The sequence below is a fragment of the Paraburkholderia sp. BR10954 genome (assembly GCF_040965775.1).
In the GTDB taxonomy this organism is placed as follows: Bacteria; Pseudomonadota; Gammaproteobacteria; order Burkholderiales; family Burkholderiaceae; genus Paraburkholderia; species Paraburkholderia youngii.
Genome location: NZ_JBFRCK010000001.1, coordinates 90,623 through 110,626, shown reverse-complemented (window position 1 = coordinate 110,626; position 20,004 = coordinate 90,623). Strand labels below are relative to the sequence as shown.

21 protein-coding genes are annotated in these 20,004 nt (G+C 63.6%); 13 read left to right on the top strand and 8 right to left on the bottom strand.

Features of this window, described 5'->3' with window-relative positions; genetic code table 11:
• Positions 1-30 precede the first annotated feature (30 nt).
• Together AB4Y34_RS00500 and AB4Y34_RS00495 are read right to left on the bottom strand one after the other, a co-directional pair.
• The gene (locus tag AB4Y34_RS00500; protein ID WP_368621680.1) at positions 31-933 is read right to left on the bottom strand and encodes a LysR family transcriptional regulator; all 903 of its coding nucleotides are present in this window, start codon (positions 931-933) and stop codon (positions 31-33) included.
• 104 nt (positions 934-1,037) lie between these two features.
• Positions 1,038-1,766 carry a 2OG-Fe(II) oxygenase gene (locus AB4Y34_RS00495; RefSeq protein ID WP_368714897.1) on the bottom strand — a complete coding sequence of 243 codons (729 nt, stop codon included), beginning with the start codon at positions 1,764-1,766 and terminating at the stop codon, positions 1,038-1,040.
• Between the two features lie 213 nt (positions 1,767-1,979).
• Here AB4Y34_RS00495 and AB4Y34_RS00490 point away from each other — a divergent pair, with 213 nt between their 5' ends.
• A complete protein-coding gene (locus AB4Y34_RS00490) occupies positions 1,980-2,627 on the top strand; it encodes a DsbA family oxidoreductase (RefSeq protein WP_368714896.1) in 648 nt (215 codons plus the stop codon).
• Between the two features lie 29 nt (positions 2,628-2,656).
• On the top strand, positions 2,657-3,139 hold the full coding sequence (locus tag AB4Y34_RS00485; RefSeq protein ID WP_368714895.1) for a CPBP family glutamic-type intramembrane protease: 483 nt from the start codon (positions 2,657-2,659) through the stop codon (positions 3,137-3,139).
• Between the two features lie 52 nt (positions 3,140-3,191).
• Here AB4Y34_RS00485 and AB4Y34_RS00480 read toward each other — a convergent pair whose 3' ends face one another.
• On the bottom strand, positions 3,192-3,512 hold the full coding sequence (locus AB4Y34_RS00480) for a pyrimidine/purine nucleoside phosphorylase (protein WP_368714894.1): 321 nt from the start codon (positions 3,510-3,512) through the stop codon (positions 3,192-3,194).
• Positions 3,513-3,705: 193 nt separating this feature from the next.
• On the opposite strand from AB4Y34_RS00480, the gene AB4Y34_RS00475 reads away from it, so the two are divergent.
• Together AB4Y34_RS00475 and AB4Y34_RS00470 are read left to right on the top strand one after the other, a co-directional pair.
• Positions 3,706-4,281 carry a cysteine hydrolase family protein gene (locus tag AB4Y34_RS00475; protein WP_368714893.1) on the top strand — a complete coding sequence of 192 codons (576 nt, stop codon included), beginning with the start codon at positions 3,706-3,708 and terminating at the stop codon, positions 4,279-4,281.
• 41 nt (positions 4,282-4,322) lie between these two features.
• Entirely contained in the window at positions 4,323-4,709 is a 387-nt protein-coding gene (locus AB4Y34_RS00470) for a BON domain-containing protein (protein WP_176120253.1), read from the top strand.
• Between the two features lie 102 nt (positions 4,710-4,811).
• Here AB4Y34_RS00470 and AB4Y34_RS00465 read toward each other — a convergent pair whose 3' ends face one another.
• Entirely contained in the window at positions 4,812-5,594 is a 783-nt protein-coding gene (locus AB4Y34_RS00465; RefSeq protein WP_176379392.1) for a hypothetical protein, read from the bottom strand.
• Between the two features lie 521 nt (positions 5,595-6,115).
• On the opposite strand from AB4Y34_RS00465, the gene AB4Y34_RS00460 reads away from it, so the two are divergent.
• From AB4Y34_RS00460 to AB4Y34_RS00445, 4 genes are all read left to right on the top strand, one after another.
• Entirely contained in the window at positions 6,116-7,237 is a 1,122-nt protein-coding gene (locus tag AB4Y34_RS00460) for an L-dopachrome tautomerase-related protein (protein WP_368714892.1), read from the top strand.
• 175 nt (positions 7,238-7,412) lie between these two features.
• The gene (locus tag AB4Y34_RS00455; RefSeq protein ID WP_176379390.1) at positions 7,413-8,618 is read left to right on the top strand and encodes a paraquat-inducible protein A; all 1,206 of its coding nucleotides are present in this window, start codon (positions 7,413-7,415) and stop codon (positions 8,616-8,618) included.
• Positions 8,615-9,910, top strand: coding sequence for an MlaD family protein (locus tag AB4Y34_RS00450; RefSeq protein WP_368714891.1), 1,296 nt, complete (start codon positions 8,615-8,617; stop codon positions 9,908-9,910). Before AB4Y34_RS00455 ends, AB4Y34_RS00450 begins: the two co-directional genes overlap by 4 nt.
• A complete protein-coding gene (locus AB4Y34_RS00445; RefSeq protein ID WP_368714890.1) occupies positions 9,907-10,542 on the top strand; it encodes a membrane integrity-associated transporter subunit PqiC in 636 nt (211 codons plus the stop codon). The genes AB4Y34_RS00450 and AB4Y34_RS00445 overlap by 4 nt, the downstream gene beginning before the upstream one ends.
• A gap of 30 nt (positions 10,543-10,572) precedes the next feature.
• On the opposite strand, the gene AB4Y34_RS00440 is transcribed toward AB4Y34_RS00445, so the two are convergent.
• The 4 genes from AB4Y34_RS00440 to AB4Y34_RS00425 all read right to left on the bottom strand — a co-directional run bounded on the left by AB4Y34_RS00440 (position 10,573) and on the right by AB4Y34_RS00425 (position 13,536).
• Positions 10,573-11,565, bottom strand: coding sequence for a GNAT family N-acetyltransferase (locus tag AB4Y34_RS00440; protein WP_368714889.1), 993 nt, complete (start codon positions 11,563-11,565; stop codon positions 10,573-10,575).
• Between the two features lie 132 nt (positions 11,566-11,697).
• Positions 11,698-12,240: a hypothetical protein gene (locus AB4Y34_RS00435; RefSeq protein ID WP_176379386.1), complete on the bottom strand. Its 543-nt coding sequence runs from the start codon at positions 12,238-12,240 to the stop codon at positions 11,698-11,700.
• Between the two features lie 94 nt (positions 12,241-12,334).
• Complete coding sequence (locus tag AB4Y34_RS00430; RefSeq protein WP_176379385.1) at positions 12,335-12,694, bottom strand: protocatechuate 3,4-dioxygenase; 360 nt, start codon at positions 12,692-12,694, stop codon at positions 12,335-12,337.
• The gene (locus AB4Y34_RS00425) at positions 12,694-13,536 is read right to left on the bottom strand and encodes a gallate dioxygenase (protein WP_176106501.1); all 843 of its coding nucleotides are present in this window, start codon (positions 13,534-13,536) and stop codon (positions 12,694-12,696) included. Before AB4Y34_RS00425 ends, AB4Y34_RS00430 begins: the two co-directional genes overlap by 1 nt.
• 391 nt (positions 13,537-13,927) lie before the next feature.
• On the opposite strand from AB4Y34_RS00425, the gene AB4Y34_RS00420 reads away from it, so the two are divergent.
• The 5 genes from AB4Y34_RS00420 to AB4Y34_RS00400 all read left to right on the top strand — a co-directional run bounded on the left by AB4Y34_RS00420 (position 13,928) and on the right by AB4Y34_RS00400 (position 19,991).
• A complete protein-coding gene (locus AB4Y34_RS00420) occupies positions 13,928-14,629 on the top strand; it encodes a GntR family transcriptional regulator (protein ID WP_368714888.1) in 702 nt (233 codons plus the stop codon).
• Positions 14,626-15,933 carry a LysR family transcriptional regulator gene (locus tag AB4Y34_RS00415; RefSeq protein ID WP_176106503.1) on the top strand — a complete coding sequence of 436 codons (1,308 nt, stop codon included), beginning with the start codon at positions 14,626-14,628 and terminating at the stop codon, positions 15,931-15,933. Before AB4Y34_RS00420 ends, AB4Y34_RS00415 begins: the two co-directional genes overlap by 4 nt.
• A 416-nt stretch (positions 15,934-16,349) precedes the next feature.
• Complete coding sequence (locus tag AB4Y34_RS00410; RefSeq protein ID WP_368714887.1) at positions 16,350-16,946, top strand: molybdopterin-dependent oxidoreductase; 597 nt, start codon at positions 16,350-16,352, stop codon at positions 16,944-16,946.
• Between the two features lie 182 nt (positions 16,947-17,128).
• Positions 17,129-17,539 (top strand): DUF2946 domain-containing protein, encoded by a 411-nt coding sequence (locus AB4Y34_RS00405; protein WP_176120241.1) that lies wholly within the window; start codon positions 17,129-17,131, stop codon positions 17,537-17,539.
• Between the two features lie 82 nt (positions 17,540-17,621).
• Positions 17,622-19,991 carry a TonB-dependent receptor gene (locus AB4Y34_RS00400; RefSeq protein ID WP_368714886.1) on the top strand — a complete coding sequence of 790 codons (2,370 nt, stop codon included), beginning with the start codon at positions 17,622-17,624 and terminating at the stop codon, positions 19,989-19,991.
• Positions 19,992-20,004 lie beyond the last annotated feature (13 nt).

The window sequence follows — 20,004 nt, the reverse complement described above, 5'->3', positions numbered from 1 at the left end:
CCGCGGCGCGGCGTGCGTGCGAGGGATTATCTAAGGCTGATTGCCGAGGAACGACACCAGCGCGGCCGCGCTCGCGCTCAACTGCTCGCGCGCCTTGAAGATGATGATCAGATGGCGCTCGGCCCAAGCATCGGCAAGCGGCAGCAGCCGCACGTCGAGCGTGTTCACGTAGAGCAGCCCGACTGGCTCGGGCACGATCGCGATGCCGAGCCCCGCATGCACCATCCGGCACAGCGCATCGAGACTGCTCACGCGCATCCGCACGTCGAGCTGCCGCCCCGCGCTCGCCGCCTGCTGCGCGAGCAAGCGCGTGAGCGCGCTTTCGCTGCGCAAGCCGACGAAGCTGTCGTGCAACAGATCGTCGAAGCTCACCCGTGCGGCGCTAGCGAGCCGATGCCCGCCCGGCACGAGCACCGCGAGCCGGTCCTGCCGGTACGGCACCTGCTCGAACGCCTCGCTGCCCGCGACCGGATTGCAGATGCCGAAGTCCGCGCCATGTTCGTCGACGATACGCAGCACGTCCGCGCTGTTTTCCTCTTCGAGTTCGATCGATACATCCGGGAACGCGCGGCCGAACGCGGCGACGTCTTCGGGCAGAAACTGCACGATCGACGACAGATTCGCGACCACCCTCACACGCCCTTTGACGCCCGTCGAAAAGCGCGACAACTCCGCGCTCATCTGCTCGATATTGCCAATGATCGCGAGCGCGTAGCGCAGCACGGTCTCGCCGACCGGCGTCACGGTAATGCCGCGCGACTGCCGCTGAATCACCGGCAGGCCGATCAGCGCCTCGATCTCGGCGATGCGCCGGCTCACCGCCGACGACGCGATGAACTCGCGCTCCGCCGCGCGCGCGATATTGCGCTCCTGGCAAACGGCGACGAACAGACGCAGCGAAGTGAGATCGAGTTTCTTGAGCAGGTTTTCCATGGGACGAGGTCACGGGCCTTACGACAATGGCGGCGGATCGCCGGAATCGTGGACCTTATCGTCTCACGGCGCGCAGTGTTGCGCCATTGCGCCGGCTTCCATCCTCACAGCGCATCATGAAAGATGATGCCGACCGTATGCCGATGCCCCGAACGCAGGCGGCTCACGCCATGCCGCAGATTCACGCGATACGGCCCGCGCGTGCCCTGCACTGGCCGGCTGTTCACGGTGAACACGACCGCGTCGCCCTTCGCGAGCGGCACGACTTCGGCGCGCGACTGCATGCGCGGACGCTGCTCGGTCATCACGAACTCGCCGCCCGTGAAGTCGCGCCCCGGCTCCGACAGCAGCACCGCGACCTGTAGCGGGAACACGTGTTCGCCGTACAAATCCTGATGCAGGCAGTTGTAATCGCCCTCGCCGTATCGAAGGATCAGCGGCGTCGGACGCACCTGGCCGGCGTCATGGCAGCGTCGAATGAATTCCGCGTGCTTCGGCGGATAGCGCACGTCGATGCCCATCGCCCTATTCCAGCGGTTCGCGACCGGCACGAGGTGCGGATACAGCGCGCCGCGCAAGCCGTCGACGAGCGGCGGCAGCGGATATGCGAAGTACTTGTATTCGCCGCGGCCGAAGCCGTGGCGCGCCATTACGATGCGGCTGCGAAACAGCGCATCGCGTGGATAAAGCGCGCTCAGCGCGTCGCATTCGCGCGGAGTCAACAGTTGCGGCACGGCGGCGCAGCCGTATTGATCCAGCTCGTGTTCGATCCGCGGCCAGTCGAGGGCGTCGACGCGTTGGTCGATCGTTTGGGTGGGAGCGATTGCGTTCATCGTCGATGAGTGGGCGGCGGGGCTCGTTACCCGCGCCGTGAAAGTAGATAGCTCGATGAGCTTAGTGTACGAGCGTGGCGGCGGGAAAACACTCCGGGTCTTGCGGTCAAATTCGGCAGCACTGCACGGGTGCACGATTCACGCTACGCTGTCGGTATCGTTGCAGCCGCATTCGCACGGCCGCAACACGATTCTTTATCTCCAGGGACAACCATGAAACAGCAGCTCACCATCGATTTCGTTTCCGACATCGCCTGCCCGTGGTGCGCGATCGGCCTGTCGTCGCTGCAACTCGCGCTCGCGCGGCTTCAGGACAAGATCGACGCGCGCATCGTCGTGCATCCGTTCGAACTGAATCCGCAGATGGGACCGGACGGCGAAGATATCGTCGAGTATCTCGGCAAGAAATACGGCCGCACGGCCGCGCAGATCGCCGAAACGCAAGCGATGATCCGCGAACGCGGCGCGAGCGTCGGCTTCGATTTCGGTCCGCGCACCCGTACCTACAACACGTTCGATGCGCACCGCCTGCTGCATTGGGCCGGCCTGAAGGGCCAACAGTTGCCGCTAAAGCTCGCGCTATTGCGCGCGTATCACACCGACGGCAAGAATCCGGGCAATCATGACGTGCTGGTCGAGGCGGCACAGTCGGTCGGACTCGACGCCAGTGAAGCGCGCGAAGTGCTGACGAGCGGCGCGTATGCCACTGAAGTTCGCGAAGCGGAAAAGAACAATCAGGAAATGGGCATTCAATCGGTGCCGTCGATCATTTTCAACCGCCGCTATCTGGTGACGGGCGGCCAACCGGTCGAGCAATTCGTGCAGGTGATCGAGGAGATTCTGGCAAAAGAGACGGCCTGAGATCCTGCCAATTGCGAATGGAGCGCACATTGCACGCGCTGACGGCTTTAACAAAAAGAAGCTGGAACGAGGTGCCTCGATGGGGGCTGATAATCGGCGGCGCGGCAATCATGTTTTTCGGGCAGATCGCGCTGCTATTCGCTCAATACGCGCTGTGGGGCGCGCCGGCGCCGCATAGAATCCCGCTCGCCGATAAACCGATCCTGGTTCAGCTGTTTTTTATCGTGGTCCTGATGCCGTTGTTGGAGACGATCGTCGGACAATGGCTGCCCATTCGGCTCATTAACGGCGTTTTTCGTTTGTCGCGGCGGGTTGCCGCGGTGGGGTCGATTGCGTTGTTCACGCTGATGCACGGTTACGTCGATCGTGCGGTCGTGTCGATTCTATTGGGTGCGGTGGTGCTGGCGGCGGTGTTCATCGTCGAAGCGAAGCGTAAGGGACGGCCCGTTCTGTGCACCTGGCTCACGCATGCACTCGCGAATGCTTGCGTGTTGTCGCTTCAACACATTTGAGCAGGGATGGCTCGGGCCCATTGCCCAAGCCATCACGCGCGCCTAAAACCGTTTACAGATAGCTGCAAACGTAGTCGAGCGTTTCGACCACATCGATATCGAAGCGGCTCTTGCCCGGCACCGAGAAGGATTCGCCCGCGCCATAGGTCTTCCACTCGTCGCTGCCGTCGAGACGGATACGGCACTTGCCCGCCTGCACTTCCATCAGTTCCGGCGCGTCGGTGCCGAAGTTCAGCGTGCCGGGCAGGATCACGCCGAGCGTCTTGCGCGTGCCGTCGGCGAACAGCACGGTGTGCGACACGCACTTGCCGTCGAAGTACACATTGGCTCGTTTGACAACAGAAACCTGGTCGAATTGCATTGCAGCCGTCATGGCGGTCTTCCTCTGGTTCATCGTGAATGGATGCGTTGCGGCCGGCTGGGCGCGGCAGACGGCGCGCGGTCCGCGCAAGCCGCCCGCGCGACGCTCCGGTCCGGGCGCGAGCCCGCCATCATACAGGCTATTGATGGCGCCAATACGGTAAAGTCTGCCAGAAGCATATCGACACCACAGACTCATTCGACCCATGCGCTCTTCCCCTCCTTCCGCCGGCGCCGTACTGTTGCTGATCGATCTGCAACGCGCGATCGATCATCCGAGTTGGGGCGAACGCAACAATCCCGCAGCCGAGAAACAGGTGAGCCGCCTGCTCGCGCATTGGCGCAGCCGGAGTTGGCCGGTGTGGCATGTGCGGCACGACTCGACGGAGCCTGGGTCGCACTATCGGCCGGGTCAGCCGGGACACGAATTCAAGGCGTCGAACGTGCCGTTGCCCGGCGAGCCGGTGATCGCGAAACGCACCAATAACGCGTTCATCGGCACCGGATTGGAAGACCGCCTGCGCGCCGCCGGCCACACGACCCTGATCGTGGCGGGTGTCATCACCAACAACTCGGTCGAGGCCACGGTGCGGATGGCCGGCAATCTCGGCTTCGATACCTATCTCGTGGCCGACGGCTGTTTCACTTTTGCACGGGCGGACTGGAACGGAACGCTGCGCAGTGCCGACGACGTCCATGCGATGTCGCTGGCGAATCTCGATCAAGAGTACTGCACGGTCGTCACCACGGACGCGCTATTGGACAACCGGCAACCGCATTAGCCGGAACCCATAAACGGCCAATTTCCGGTACAGGAGGAGATGTGAGTAAAGTCAGCGTGAACAGCATAATGGGCGCAATTGCCGCGGCAGCGATTGCGATCGGCACTGCGACCTGTGCGAATGCACAAACTGGTGGCGGCATGCCGAACGATGCTTCCGCGCAAAGCCAATCCATCGCGGCGTCGCCGGCTCGCAACCGACCCGATAGCGAACTCGCGCGCGACGTGCGGCGCGCTCTCGCACGCACACCGAACCTGCATGCGACGGCGATTCACGTGCAGGCGCGCCGCGGTATCGTGACGCTGACTGGTTGGGTACCGCAGCGCGCCCAGGTGCAACGCGCGGGCAGTGTCGCGAGATCGGTGCGCGGAGTCCGGCAGGTGATCAACCATCTGAATGTGCGCACCCGAGGAGCCAGCGGTCACTAGCACAAAGCGAATAAAAGAAAGTACTCGGCCCGGCACGAATGCGCCGGGCCGAGTACTTTGTATCGACCATTCAATCGATGCGCGAGTATTCGCCGCAATAGCTCAACGCCACATACGATAGCCATACACCGGCGGCGCGCGATACGCATAAACGCGCGGCTGCGCCCAATAGACCGGCGGATGATAAACCTGATAAGCGACAGGCGCGACCGGTTGAATCACCGTTTCGACGACCTGAGGCATTTCTTCGTATTGTGCCTGCGGATAAACCGGCACGTACTGCACGGGTGGCTGCGGATAGTCCTGCCGCACATACACCGGCGGGTTGTCGTAGACCGGTTGCATCTGCGCGTAGGCCGGCGCCTGCTGGTATTGCATTGGCGGCGGCGCGTATTGCGGCTGCTGGTAGACCTGCTGATATTGCTGTTGCGGCGGCGGCGGTTGCGGCACCTGACGCTGCGCGTACTGGACCGGCTGCGGCTTCTGAGGCTGCGGCGGAATGCTCGTGTACTTCGAGTTGTCGTCTTCGGGGACGCCCGGCGGCAGCGGCGGCACGTCGACCCGCGCGACGTCGGTCTTCACGGGTTGCCGCTGACCATGATTGTGCGAATCGATCATTGCCTGGTAGTCGGCCTGATCCTGCTTGCCGCGATTGATATAACCGTTGCGATATGCGCGGGCCACGTCAGACATCTTCGCATTCGGATCTTCTTTCATGCCGTCCGCATTGACTTTGTACTCGTTCGGACTGAGCGAGCCGGCCGGCACCGCGTCGTCGGACGCATACGCCGCTTCGGGTCCGTCGGCCCACGCTGGATAACACTGCAGCGTTAGCACCGAAGCGACCGTCGTCACCCCGAGCCCCCAAAGCGCACTTGTTCTCATGATCCACCTCGCGGCCGATTAAGAGTGTATTGAAAGCCGAACTTTTTACTTGCAGGCGTGGCTATTTCTCTGCGCGTGCAATTGTTATTTTCTAGCACATTCCTTTGATGCCGGCATTATTTTTTCTTTGCAAACGAGCGGTGTAGCGCACGACTGACACGGCGGTTCCCAATGCGAGGCAGGACAAACCCTGAGAGTCAAAGTTGCCGAAATGGACTGCCTGCTACGGCGACTCCGCATGCTGCCGCGAAGCAATTCTTTTTGCCATGAATCACGTGGCACCTACACGGCCTTTTAACGCGCCAGCCCGCATCGAGCACTGCGCGACGACTCGGCTTTCCCTATTGCGCGACCTGCCGTTCTCTGCTCGCGCGAAATTCAAACAATATGCATAAAGAACGATCCGCAAATTCAAGTTGAATACCTTCCGAAAGATTCGCGGATTACGATCTACTTTATCGTTGCACGCGGCATTCGCTTTGCTGAGTACGGACATTTCCACTCTGCCCCGGAGGCAGCCCATGAAAGACTCCGTCACGCCACCCGCCGCGGATCGGGTTCCGCTGACCGCCGCGCCTGCATCGAGCACCGGTGACGAGGGCTCGCGGCCGCATCTGCGCGAGATTGCGTCGTTCGGGCATCAGGTGACCGGGGTGGCCGTCGCCGCGGACGGACGCATCTTCGTCAACTTCCCGCGCTGGACAGAGGACGCGCCGATCTCCGTCGGCGTACTCACGCCCGATGGCGACGTTCGTCCTTACCCCGACGATCGCTGGAACGGCTGGCGCAACGCCAGACGTGACGAGTTGAACCCGCAGGATCGCTGGGTCTGCGTGCAGGCAATGCTGTGCGATTCGCAAAACAACCTGTGGGTACTCGACCCCGGCGCGCCGGCCCAGTCCTTCGTCGTGCCGGGCGCCCCCAAACTGGTCCGCATCGATCTTGCGACCGATAGCGTCGTCGGCTGCATTGCGTTCACGCCCGAGATCGCGCCGCAGGGCAGTTATCTGAATGACGTGCGCATCAGTCCCGACGGCCGGTTCGCCTACATCACGGACTCCGGAACTCGCGGCGCGATCGTGGTGGTCGATCTCGGCACCGGTCAAGCGCGCCGCGTGCTCGACGGGCATCCATCGACGCAAATGGACCCGAGCGTCACCGTGCATGCAGGCGGCGCACCATTGCGGCGTCCCGATGGACGCGGCGTCGAATTTTCGGCCGACGGCATCGCGCTGACTCGCGATGGACTGTATCTGTACTGGCAGGCCTTGAAGGGCAAAACGCTTTACCGCGTCCCCACCGAGGCGCTTCGCGATACCGCGCTGGCGGCCGACGATGTCGGCAACCGCGTCGAGAAAGTGCTCGAGCATCGCCCCGCCGACGGGCTGCATATCGACCGCGCGGGACGCCTGCTGATTACCGCGGTGGAGGAACACGCGGTGAAGGTATGGGACGGTACGACCTTGACGACGCTCCTGCACGAACGCGGCCTGCGCTGGCCGGATACGTTCGCCGAAGGGCCGGACGGCACGATCTACCTGACCGATTCGCGCATCCCCGAGATGAACTGGTTCAAGCCGGGCCATCCGGACGCGCTGCCTTCGAGGTTGCTGATCATCGCCGACGTCGCTCCCTCAGTGTAGCCGGACGCCAAACCGGGCACGCGCAATGCTAGTGGAGGAAATGGAGCTGGCGCGTGCCAGCGCGCCTGCCGTGCATTCACGCGCCAACTGGCGCCGGGGGTCGAGGGATGATCGGCGAAACCTCATTCGCAACGCACTGCCCGCCTGAAATCGGACAGCCGATGGAGAACGTCGCATGACGATCGGCTGCCCCGAATGCGGCGCGCTCGAAGACATCCCGCCGCTCGCCGCACATACCTACGCGCGTTGCCGCGCCTGTCACTTTCCGCTCGAGCGGCGTAACGGCCGAAGCCAGACCGCGGCGCTCGCGTGCGCGAGCGCAACCTTCGTGCTGCTGTTTCCGGCCAATCTCGCGCCGCTGATGTACGTGCACATGCTCGGCGTCGAGCACTCGTCAGTGCTGTCGTCGGGCATCGTGCAGATGTGGAACGACGGCTGGTTCATTCTCGCGGTACTGCTCGGCACCTTCGGCATCGTGCTGCCATTCGTACGCTTTGGCGGCCTCGTGGCCGTCCTCGTCGCGCTACAAGTCGGCTGGCGTACCAGGGCAATCGGCGCGCTGTTTCGCTGGACCACCTCGCTCGATATCTGGGCCATGCCCGACGTCTATCTGGTCGGCTGCTTCGTCGGCTACGCGCGCGTGACGCAGAATCTGACCGGCACGATCGCCCCGGGTGGCTACTGTTTCATCGCCGCGGCGCTATTGTCGATGCTCACGCGCGCGGCGCTCGATCGAAGAACCGTGTGGCGCGCGATTGCCACGGACAACGAGTTGCCGGAACACGAAGCGCCGCTGTCCTGCACGGTTTGCGATCTGGTCGTGCCGATGTCGCAGGAGGGGCGTCCCTGCCCGCGTTGCGCGCTGACGTTGCGCGCTCGCAAAACCGACGCCGTCGTTCGCGCCGCTGCGCTGTCGCTCGCCGCGCTCGTACTGACGATCCCGGCCAACGTCTTTCCGATGACCAGTTCGATGCAACTCGGACACATCGAGTCAACCAGGGTCATCGACGGCGTCTACCAGCTGTTCCACGTGGGCCTGTGGCCGCTCGGCATCCTGATCATCTGCACGAGCATCGTCATTCCGGTGGCGAAGATCGTCGGCATGGGCTGGTTCATCGTCTCCGTGCGGCGCCGTTCGCGCCGGCATCTGCGGGTCAAGGCGCATCTGTATCGCCTGATCGACGAACTCGGACGTTGGTCGTTCGTCGACGTGTTCACGATTGCCGCGTTCGTGCCGCTGATCCAGTTCGACGGCATCGCGTCGGCCAGACCGGCCATCGGCGCCACCGCGTTCGCGCTGGTCGTGTTCCTGACGATGGCCGCTTCGCGCGCATTCGACCCGCGTCTGATGTGGGACGTCCACCCGCGGAGCAAGCGATGAGCGGCACGCGTCCCCGTCGTTCGCAAGCGCAGGTGCGGCGCAGCCCGTGGCCCGGCTGGATCTGGGCGGTGCCGATCGCAGCCTTCGCGATGGCCGGATGGCTCGGCGTTCGCGCGCTGACGCATCAGGACGAGACGGTCACGGTCATCTTCGACAACGCATACGGCATGAAGCCCGACGATACGATCGTCACGCTGCGCGGCGTGAAGGTCGGCGCCGTCTCGGAGATCACGCTCGCGCCCGATGGCCAGCACGTGCAAGCCGAGCTCAAGATAGATCGCGCCGAAAAAAAGTATCTGCGCAGCGAGACGAAGTTTTTTCTGCGCGGAGCCCACGTGGACCTCAACGACCCAGCGTCGCTCAAAGGCGTGCTGTCCGGCCCCGAGATCGTGATCGAGCCCGGACCCGGCAAACCGGCGTCGCGGTTCGACGGAGTCGATCGGCGCCCAGCGCTCGCACCGGGACACGGCCCGGTCGTCACTTATCTGGTGCGCTTCGACGGTGCGGTGGGCGACCTGAAGAGTGGTGCCGACGTGCAATTGCGCGGTTTCGACGTGGGCACCGTCACCAGCGTGCGCCTGAACTACGACGCACGCACGGGCGCGCTGAGCACCCCGGTGCAGATCGCGCTGAACCCGTCGCAGCTCGGCATCGTCGGCGCGCCGCCGCCGGCCAACGGCGACTGGCGCCCGCTCGTCGACGGCATGCTCGCCCGTCTCGTCGCCACGGGCTTGCGCGCGCACCTGTCGCAGGATCCGCCGGTCGTCGGCGCGGACAAGATCACCCTCGACTTCGTGCAAGGCGCGCCGGTCGCGACGCTCGCCAGCGAGGACGGTCTGCCCGTCATTCCGAGTGTCGCCGCCGCGAATCTCGACACGACGATGGCGAAGGCCAACGAGGTGATCCAGAAAATCGACGATCTTCCGATCCGACAAACCGGCGAACAGGTGCGCAGTATCGCCGCGCATATCAACGCGCTCAGTTCCTCGCCGCAAATCAAGGACAGCCTGACGCACATCGACCACTCCGTCGCGCAGATCGATCACACGTTGCAGCAGGTCTCGCCGCAGATCGGTCCGCTCGTCGCGCAACTGCGCGACACGGCGAACGCGGCGGATCGCACCGTTGCCGCGGCGAACCGTACGCTAGGCGGCGATGCGTCGAGTCAGAACGATCTGCCTGCCGCGATGCAGGAGCTAACGGACACCGCGCGCTCGATTCGGGCACTGGCCGACTATCTGGACCGCCATCCGGAGGCGCTGATCCACGGCAGGCAGCAGGAGACTCAATGATGACGAGGTTCACGCTTCGCATCGGACGCGCCGTCGTGGCATCGCTCACGACGAGCGTCTGGACGGCGGCGCTTGTCGTCTGCGTCGCCGCGATGACGCTCGCCGGATGCGGGCACAGCATGCCGACGCGCTATGTGACGTTGAACCCGATGCCCGCCGACGCGCCGCCAGCCACGGCGCCGATGCCGCCGATTCAACTGACCGCCGTGCATATTCCCGCAGTGCTCGATCGGCTCGAAGTCGTCACGCTGGCTTCGCAGAACCGTCTCACGATCGACGATAGCGACCGGTGGGGCGCACCGCTCGCTCAAATGATGCGCAAAACGCTTGCCGAGGACTTGCTCACGCGGCTGCCCGCCGGGTCGTTCGTCGTGCCGGATGCGCCCGCGCCACCAGGCACGCGCAGGCTGGTCGTCACCGTGTTGAACGCGACGGCCAACGCGAGCGGCACGCTGACCTTGCAGGCGGAGTGGACCCTGTTGAACGGGCATTCGGATCAGGCGCCGCTGCGGCAGCAAGTGACGCTCGATTCTGCGATCGACGGACACGATGCGCTCGCGCAGGCGGCCGCGTTGAGCCGCATTCTCGGCGACCTGGCCGACCGGATCGCGGCGTCGGTCGTCGCGCATTGAGCGAAGCGGTCTAGTTCGCTTCTCGGTCGATCACTGGGTACCGGTACCGCCTTTCATTGCGGAAATCCGATCGAAACGCTGCTCGACGACGCGTGTTCCCCATTGCTCCCCTTCCGATTCGTCGCTCAGCCGAAAGCCGAACGACTCGTACAGATGACGCGCCGCGTCGAGCCCCTGGAAAGTCCATAAATAGGTTTCGTCAAAGCGCTCGTCGACGAAACGCATCGCATGCGCCAGCAATTGCCGCCCGATCCCGGAACCGCGCAAAGAATCGTCGACGATGAACCAGCGCAAATGCGCGACACGGGTGCCGCCATCCCCATCGATCACGACAGACGCGAGCGTGCGGCCGTTTTCGACGTAAAGCCAAAGCCCTTTCCCTTCTGCCGGCAATGCGCCCGCGAACTCCGCCAGTTCCGTCGCGACCTTCTTTTCGAAGAATGCGCCGAAACCCCAGTGCTGCGCGTAATAGCGCCCGTGCAGACTCGCGATATCGCCGATACAGCCGGGTTTGTAGCCTTCCACGATTCCCGCGGACCCAGCTTCCGTCGCAGGAAGCTTGCTGACCTCGCCATGCGCGAGGGCGTCCGCATAAAGCGCGAGAGAACGGACCAGCGCCTGCTGGTCGGCGGGAACCATGCGCCGCAGCGCGCCGGACACGCGATCGGTCGCGAACCGGTCGATCTTCTTGCGCAGCTTCTGACCTTCGGCCGTCAGGTACAACTCGGAAGAACGGGCATCGTCGGCGCAGACCGTACGCTCGACCAGTCCGCTCGCCTCGAGCTTTGCGATCTGCCGGCTCGTATTCGATTTGTCGAGCCGCAGGATGGTCGCGAGATCTTTGGCGCTGATGCCCGGCGACATGCCGATCTCGATTACCGCATGCACGGCCGAGGGCGCCAGATCGCTGTCGGCGAGCGTCGCGCGCATGAAACCGAGTTCGCGAACCAGGCGGCGGGAAAACTCGCGCAGTTCGAGAATCGTCGTATCGCGAGGCTTGGCGGGGGCTTCGATCAGATCCATGATGGCGCTCACCTATCAGTTGCGTTGCGCAATCAATATAGTTGCGATCCCGCAACTTAAGCAAACGCTAAGTTGCAATCGGAAGCGTTGCAACGCAGCATCGAACCCGGCTTGCTTTTGCCTACAACCTCATCAATAGCGCCGCTCTTCCATCAACCGCTTGACGGTCAACGCCAACGGCACGGTGAAAAAGATGTGCGACATGAACCCGCCGATAATTACGGCCGGGTCGAAATAATCCGGATGGTTATCCGACGCGATCATGATCGCGGCATGCATGACGATCCACGCAAATACCGCATAGAACAGCGCAACCAGCGTCGCTTCATAGCCGCGCCGCCGGAAGTACGGCCAGATCGCGGCGAACAGCACGCCCCACGCGATCGCGAAGAAAAAGTGAATGCCGGTGCCGACGATATACGCCCAGATGCCGAGCGACGCCTGCACGTCTTTGCCGAACACGAGCCCCGTCGCATTGCGCGGAATGCCGGCAAGCGGCATCAAATGCTGAGCGCCGACCCAGACGAGCGCTTCGTAAATCCAGATCACCACGGCGCCGACCAGGCCGCCGATCACGCCGGCGCGCAACATCGCCCCGCGTTCGAGTGCACCGGACTCCGCGAGTCTTGGCCGCCGGTCCAAATCCCCTTCGCTGATGCCGAACTTGCCGACCATCTCTACTCTCCTCGAATGGACTTCACATCGGAACTTCAAATCGGAATGCCCAGCGGACAGTGCTGCTTCGTTGCGCGCCTTCGATGCCCGGCCTTTAAACGGCGTCGGGTACCTGGCGGGTCTTCAGAAACTCTTCGAGCGTTTCGCCACGCATGCTCGCGTACACGCCGAGATTGGTGATCTTCACCACGCGCGCGAACTTCTCGAGCACGAAGAAAGACACCCCATAGCGGATCAGACCGATCCAGTCGGTGTTGTCGACCAGCGCGCGCTCTTCCGGCGTCAGGCCGGCCGCATCGTAAGCGGCGGTGCGATTTTCGAGCCACAGCGCGCGCGTCGACGCTTCGCGCATCTGCCAGAAAAAGCGGTTCAGGCGCATCGCCTTCATGCTCTGGCGGATATCGAACGGATACGTGCCGGTCAATTCTTCGACGCCAACCAGTTGCGGATTCATTACGCCACCTCTCCTTCGTAGATCGTCACGGCCATCGCGGTGCTGGTCGCAAGGTAGTAGCTGCGATGCAACTCGCGGACCTTCTGGCCGAGCGCGCCGCGCATCGCGAGCCACATGATCGTCTCGACGCTTTCCGCGCCGCCGAGGCGCACGTAGTCGACGTGCTTCATCCTGGCAAGACGCTCCGGATCGTTGACGATCAGGTCGAGGAACTCCATGTCCCATTCGGTGTTGTTGAAGCCGCTGCGCTCGCCATGCACCTGGTGCGACAGCCCGCCCGTGCCGACCACCACGACCTTCAGATCCTGTTCGAACGATTCGATCGCGCGACGCAGCGCCTGGCCGAGCCGGTAGCAGCGATTCGCGGTGGGCAGCGGATACTGCAGCACGTTGACTTCGAGCGGCACCAGCGACAGCGGCCAGCCGCCCTGATGCGGCAGCATCAGCGAGAGCGGCGAATTGACGCCGTGATCGAGCGCGCGGTCCTGGAAGACGGTCAGATCGAACTCGTCGGCGACCAGTTGCTCGACGATATGGATCGCCAGATCCGGGTGGCCGGCGATGTCCGGCAGCGGACGCTTGCCCGCGCCTTCATCGGCGAATTCGTGGTTGGGCGACACGCCGAGCGCGAAGGTCGGATAGCAATCGAAGAAAAAGCTGTTCGCGTGATCGTTGTAGAACATCACCATCACGTCCGGCTTCTGCTCGGCCAGCCACTGCGCCACCGGTTCATAACCCTTGAACATCGGCGCCCATGCCGGTTCATTCTGCTTGCCCTTGTCGTACGCCAACCCGATCGTGGGTACATGGGACGTGCCGATACCACCAATGATCCTTGCCATATTCGTTCTCTTCCGTCACTTCGTGCTGCTGCCAATCGGATAGGTCGCCTGGCTTACCGCGCTAGTCACCGCGACCGTCTTGGGATACAAAGATAGAAATTGTGCCTCGATACGTGAAGTACGGGTATACCTCGAGTTGTGCCGGAATGATGGGTAAAAACCCGGTATGCGGGCACCCGGCGAGCCGATGAACCCCGCCGCGACCCACGCCGCGCAGGGCTCCCTCGGTATCCCAAGCCCGCGCGGCGTGCCTTCCGCGGCCTCCTCTCGCTCCGGCACGCGATAAATAAAACAGATGACCCGGAAAACAACTCGCAACGCACTTTTTCAAGGCTTGGAGCGGTGCTGCACGCGTGGCTATACTGCGGTGCTTCCGACGAGCGACGAAACGATGAACGAGACGACCCAGCAAGCGATTGTGCAGACCTTACGCGAGAAGATCCTGTCGGGCGAATTGTCGCCCGGGCAGCGGCTCGTCGAAGCGCAGCTTGCGCAATGGCTCGGCGTGTCGCGCACGCCGCTGCGCTATGCGTTGAGCGTGCTGTCGGCGGAAGGCCTGCTCGATCGTTCGGGCTCGCGCGGCTATGTGGTGCGCCGCTTCAGCGTGCGCGACGTCCTCGATGCGATCGACGTGCGCGGCGTGCTCGAAGGGCTCGCCGCACGCTCGGTCGCCGAAAACGGCGTGAGCCCGGCGCTCGCCGCCGCGCTCGACGAATGCCTGCGCGAAGGCGACGAAATCTTCGAGCAAAAGCATCTGAAGCCAGGAGACGACGTGCGCTACGCGCAGATGAACGGCCGCTTTCATGCGCTGATCGTCGAAGCGGCGCAGAACCAGGCGATCACGGCCGCGCTCAGCCTGAACGACAAGGTGCCGTTCGTGTCGCCGTTCACGATCGCGTTCGACGAAGCCGCGCGCGAGCGTCAGTTCATGATGCTGATGTACGCGCATCGCCAGCATCACGCGATCGTCGACGCGCTGAAGCAAGGCGAAGGCGCGCGCGTCGATGCGTTGATGAAGGAGCACACGCATATCTCGAAGGAAAGTCTGAATTTGTCGCTGCCATCGTTGCATCTGATCGCGGGCGCGGCATGAGCAACGACGCACTTTCCGCCGAAGCCAGCCAGGCGGCCGCCAAAGCGCCGCTGTCGGTCAGCAGCAAGGACCTGCTCAATCTCGCGCAATTGCGCGCCTTCCGGCTCGTCGCGGACATGGGCAGCGCGACGCGCGCGGCGGCCGCGCTGTTTCGCGCACAGTCGGCGGTCACGCGCTCCGTGCAGGAACTCGAGTCGGCGCTCGGCGTGCCGCTGTTCGATCGCGGTCCTTCGGGCATGCTGCCCACGCCGGTCGGCCGCGCGGTGCTGCACCGCTGCGAGCGGATCTTCGCCGAACTCGAAGAGCTCGCGCAATGGTGCGCCGCGCGACAGACGCGCCGCCGGCCCGTATCGGAGGGCGCATTGCCCGCGTATCTGCTCAATACGCGGCGGCTGCAACTGTTCGCGGCGCTCGCGCGGCATCGGCATATGCCGAGCGCGGCAAAAACCTTCGGCATCAGTCAGCCCGCGGTGAGCACCGCGATCCGCGTACTCGAAAGCGGCTCGGGACTGAGCCTGTTCCATCGCAGCCCGCGCGGCATCCTGCTGACGGCCGAGGGTGAAACGTTCCTGCTGCACGTACGCCGCGCATTGAACGAACTACGGCACATCCCCGACGATATCGCCGCATTGCACGGCAAGATTCAGGGCTCGGTGACGGTCGGCGCGTTGCCGCTCGGACGCACGCTGATCCTGCCGAAAGCCATCGCGCGAATGACCTCGGAAAATCCGGGCGTGCGCGTGGTCACCGACGAAAGCGCGTACGAGACGCTGGTGGCCGGTCTGCGCGCCGGCGACATCGACTTCATTCTCGGCGCGCTGCGCGACAACGACGCGACGAGCGGCCTGAAAAACGAGCGGCTGATGTCGGAAAACATGGTGGTGCTGGTGCGCCGCGGTCACCCGCTGACTCAAGTGCACAATCTGACCATCATGGGTCTGCGCGACGCGCAATGGATTCTGCCGCGCAGCAACGCGCCGGCGCGTGCGCTGTTCGAAACGCAATTCAGGCGGATGAAAGTGAAGCCGCCTTTGCCGACCGTCGAAACCGCCGACCTCGCGGTGATTCGCGGGCTGCTGCTCGGCACCGACATGGCGGCGGCGTTGTCGGCGCAGCAGCTGCATCACGAGGTTCAATCCGGGCAACTGGTGGTGCTCGACGTACCGCTGCACAACACGCGGCGGGAGATCGGCCTGACGATGCGCGCGGCGGGTACGCCATCGCCGGCCGCACGGGCATTGATCGACGCGATCCGGCTGTCGGTCGTCGATGTGACGCGCACGGTCAGCATCGGCGCGACCTGAGCGTTGCCATCTGTCCGGGTCCGGCAGGCTGTCGAAAAACGCGCGCCACAGCGTGTCGGCGATGCGGATCTTCGCCGCGCGCGCCTTATCTCGCAGCGCATCGCGCCGCAGGTCGAACATCGACACCTGCGCCCCCTTCGCGTCCAATACCGCACCGAGTATGCCGCCCGCTTCGCCGAAGCCGATGAATGAAATGCGCGTGAGTAGCACTTCTTCATAAACCTGCGAAGACATGCACCGTGCTGGATCACCGCGCAACGGAGCGTGCCAGTTCCGCTGTGAATCGCATGCGGAAAGAGCATAGCGAATGACGTGTAAATGAAGCATCGCCGTATCATCTTCGGCGGCAATTCTCCGACAATAGAAGAGCGCTCAAGTCACCACGCCAAGCCTCATCGACACCCGGAGAAAACGTAATGAACAAACGCCAGTTCCTGACCAGCGCCACGGTGCTGGGCGCGGCGGTCGCGCCCGCATTCGGCGCAAAGCGCGAGCACGCCGAATGCGCGCCGTCTCCAGTTGTCCTGACGATCTCCGGTGCGATCAGGAGCAGCAATCGCGGCGCGCTCAATCCGGCTTTCGATCAACTGCTGGCGAAGCACCAGGTGAAGTTTTCGCAAGCGTATGGCGTCGATCTGCCGTTGCTCGCCAGCATGAAATCCGTGACGATCCATCCGACGATCGAATACGATGCGCACCTGCATACGTTCAGCGGCCCGCTGCTGACCGACGTGCTCGCGCATATCGGCGCACCGGATGCAGGCAGCACGCAAATCGTCATGCACGCGGTCGACGGCTACGCGGTGCAGACGACGCTCGACAAGGTGCGCGAGTATCACTTCATCGTCGCGACGCAAATGGACGGCAAGCCGCTGGCGCTCGGTGGCGTGGGGCCGTTATGGGCGATCTACGACGCGGATCAGATTCCCGAACTCGCGGCCAAGCCGCTGAAGGACCGCTTCGAACTGTCGCCGTGGGGCCTGTATCACATGCAGCTCACCGAGGCGTCATAGCGCGCCGCCGAATAGCTCGACGCACGCCTGCCGCACGCGCTCGACCGAGCTCGCCCAGTCTTCCCCTGGCGCGCGCCGGAACAGACGCAGCGTGTGCGGATACCACGGCGCTATACCTGACACTACGAATGAGAGGATCGCGTGGTGATGCTAGAATCGCCCCCGTCTTTTCTTCGACACTCATGACTCGACGCTCCCGCAACCACCTGACCGCATGGCTTGGCCTCGTCGCCATGTGGCTCGTCGTGTTCGCGCCGCTCATCAGTCAGTTGCTCGAATCGAGCCGCGGCCACGAGCCGATTGCCGTGCTGTGTTCGGCGCTTCATCCGAGCGGCGCGAGCGATATCAGCGATGCGAGCGTCGTCGCTCAAACCAGTCCCGCCTCCGTGCATCTGAGCCACGACGATGCATTCGGTGCCTGCGGCTACTGTCATCTGCTCGAACATCACGTCGCGATGCCGACGCTCGCCGCCGCCGAGCCGCCGGCCGCGCTGCCGCTGGCCGGCACCGCGCCGCCCACACTGTCCACCCGCTTCACGCCGCTGGGCGCGTTCCCGTCGGGACGTCCGCGCGCGCCACCTGTCGTTTCCTGATCGCTGCCGGTTCTGATCGCGCCTTCGTCGCCCACGTCGACGAAGCCTGCGATCACCTGTTCAATGCATCGAGGAAACGCTCATGTTCAACTTCGCGCTGCGAAGGCTGTCTTTTTGCGTCCGTCGTGACGCTGTTTGTTCCGCTCATCGCGCGGTTCGCCGTTCCGTTCGTTGGCCCGCGCTCGTGCCTGCCTTCGTGCCGGCTTTGGTTGCAACACCCGCGCAGGCCGCCGACGCGGATGCGACGCTGCCCGCCGTCAGCGTCAATGCAAGCGCAAGTGCGAGCGCCGCACCGCGCGCTGTCGACCCGAACCTGCCCGCCTCCATCGAAACCATCACGCGCGATCAGTTCGCGAACTGGAACGTCGTCAACACCGAGGACGCGCTCAAGTACCTGCCGAACCTCGCGGTACGCAAGCGCTTCATCGGCGACCTGAATTCGATCATCGCGGTACGCGGCACCAGCAATACGCAGAGCGCGCGCGGCCTCGTCTATGCGGACGGTTTGCTGCTGAGCAACCTGCTCGGCAATAGCTATTCGTTTCCGCCGCGCTGGTCGATGGTGTCTCCCGACGAAATCCAGCAAGTCGACGTAATCTACGGGCCGTTTTCCGCGCTGTATCCTGGCAACTCTTTAGGCGCGACGGTGCTGATCAGCACGCGCATGCCGAATCAGTTCGAGGCCACAGCCGACGTCAAGGCATTCACGCAGCACTTCAGCCTGTTCGGCGTGAACCAGAGTTTCAACGGCAGCGAAGCGAGCGCGTCGCTCGGCGATCGCATCGGCAAGTTTTCGTACCTGCTCGGCGTCAATCATCTAGAGAACACGAGTCAGCCGCTGCAATTCGCGACGCTCGCGCAATCGACCACGCCCGCGAAGGCCGGCGACACGCCCGTCACCGGCGCCCATTTCTACAACAACCAGACCAATACGCCGACGGCCGTGCTCGGCGTGAACGGCGAAGGCATCGAGCACACGGTGCAAGACCAGCTCAAGCTGAAGATGCAGTACGACTTCACGCCGACGCTGCAGGGAGGCTTCACGCTCGGCTACTGGCACCGGACCTACGACAGCGAAACATCGACGTTCCTGCGCGACGCGGACGGCAACCCGGTGTACAGCGGCAACGTATCGATCGACGGCTACCACTACACGATTCCAGCGGCAGCGTTCGCGCCGAGTCTCGGACACAGCGAGAACTGGCTCTACGGCGTGTCGCTGAAAACGCGCAATGCGACCGGTTGGAACGGCGAGGCGATCGCGTCGTATTACGACATCGGCAATAGCGTCGCACGCATCGCGAATGCCGGCGGCCCGGGCAATGGCCCCGGCACCGTGCTGTTCGGCGACGGCACCGGCTGGAAGACGCTGGACCTGCACGGCACCTACACGCCCGCGACAAACGAGGCGGGGCTGGCCAATCACGCACTGAGCTTCGGCTACCACTACGACAACTACTTCGTCGACAACCAGACCTACAACACGCTAGCTTGGCGCGACGGCGACGCGACCTCGTTCGGCAACGCGTTCACCGGCAAGACTCAGACGCAAGCTCTTTATGCGCAGGACGCATGGCGCTTTCTGCCGCGCTGGAAGCTCGTCTACGGCGTGCGCTATGAAGACTGGCAAGCCTACGACGGCGCGCAGTCGCTGCCCGGCACGACGATCGCGTACAGCGACGCCAGCCAGCGTCATATTTCGCCGAAGGCGTCGCTATCGTTCGATGTCAGCGACGATCTGACCTTACGCGCGTCGATCGGTCGCGCTTATCGCTTTCCGACCGCGAGCGAACTGTTCCAGGGGCAAATCAATGGCTCCGCGATCGTGAACAACAATCCGCATCTGCAGCCCGAGGACGATCTGTCGAAAGAACTGAGCGCCGAATGGGCGCACTGGAATGGCGTGTTCCGCTTGTCGCTGTTTCAGGACGACGTGAAGAACACGATCTTCAGTCAGACCGACACCACCGTGATCCCGAACGTGACGAACTTCCAGAACATCGGCAAGGTTCGCTCGCGCGGCGTCGAAACGAGCTACTCGGGCGAAGACGTGTTCGTGCGCGGACTCGATCTGCTCGCGAGCGTCGCGTACACGCAGTCGAAGATCCTCGAAAACGCTCAGAATCCGGCCTCGGTCGGCAAGTACTTTTACCGCATTCCGCTGTGGCGCGCGAATCTTGCCGCGACGTATCACTTCGACGCGCGAGCGGCGCTGACGCTCGCCGCGCGTTACTCGGGCCGTCAGTACAACACGCTGACGAATACCGACACGAACCCGAACGTGTTCGGCGGCACCAGCACCTACACGGTCGCCGACGCGAAGTTCACGTTCAAGCCGACGAAGCTCAGCGAACTCGGCATCGGCGTCGACAACCTGTTCGACGGGCGCTACTTCGTCTACCACCCGTATCCGGGCCGCACGTTTTATGTCGAAGCGAAGCTGCGTCTCTGAGTAACCCATCGCC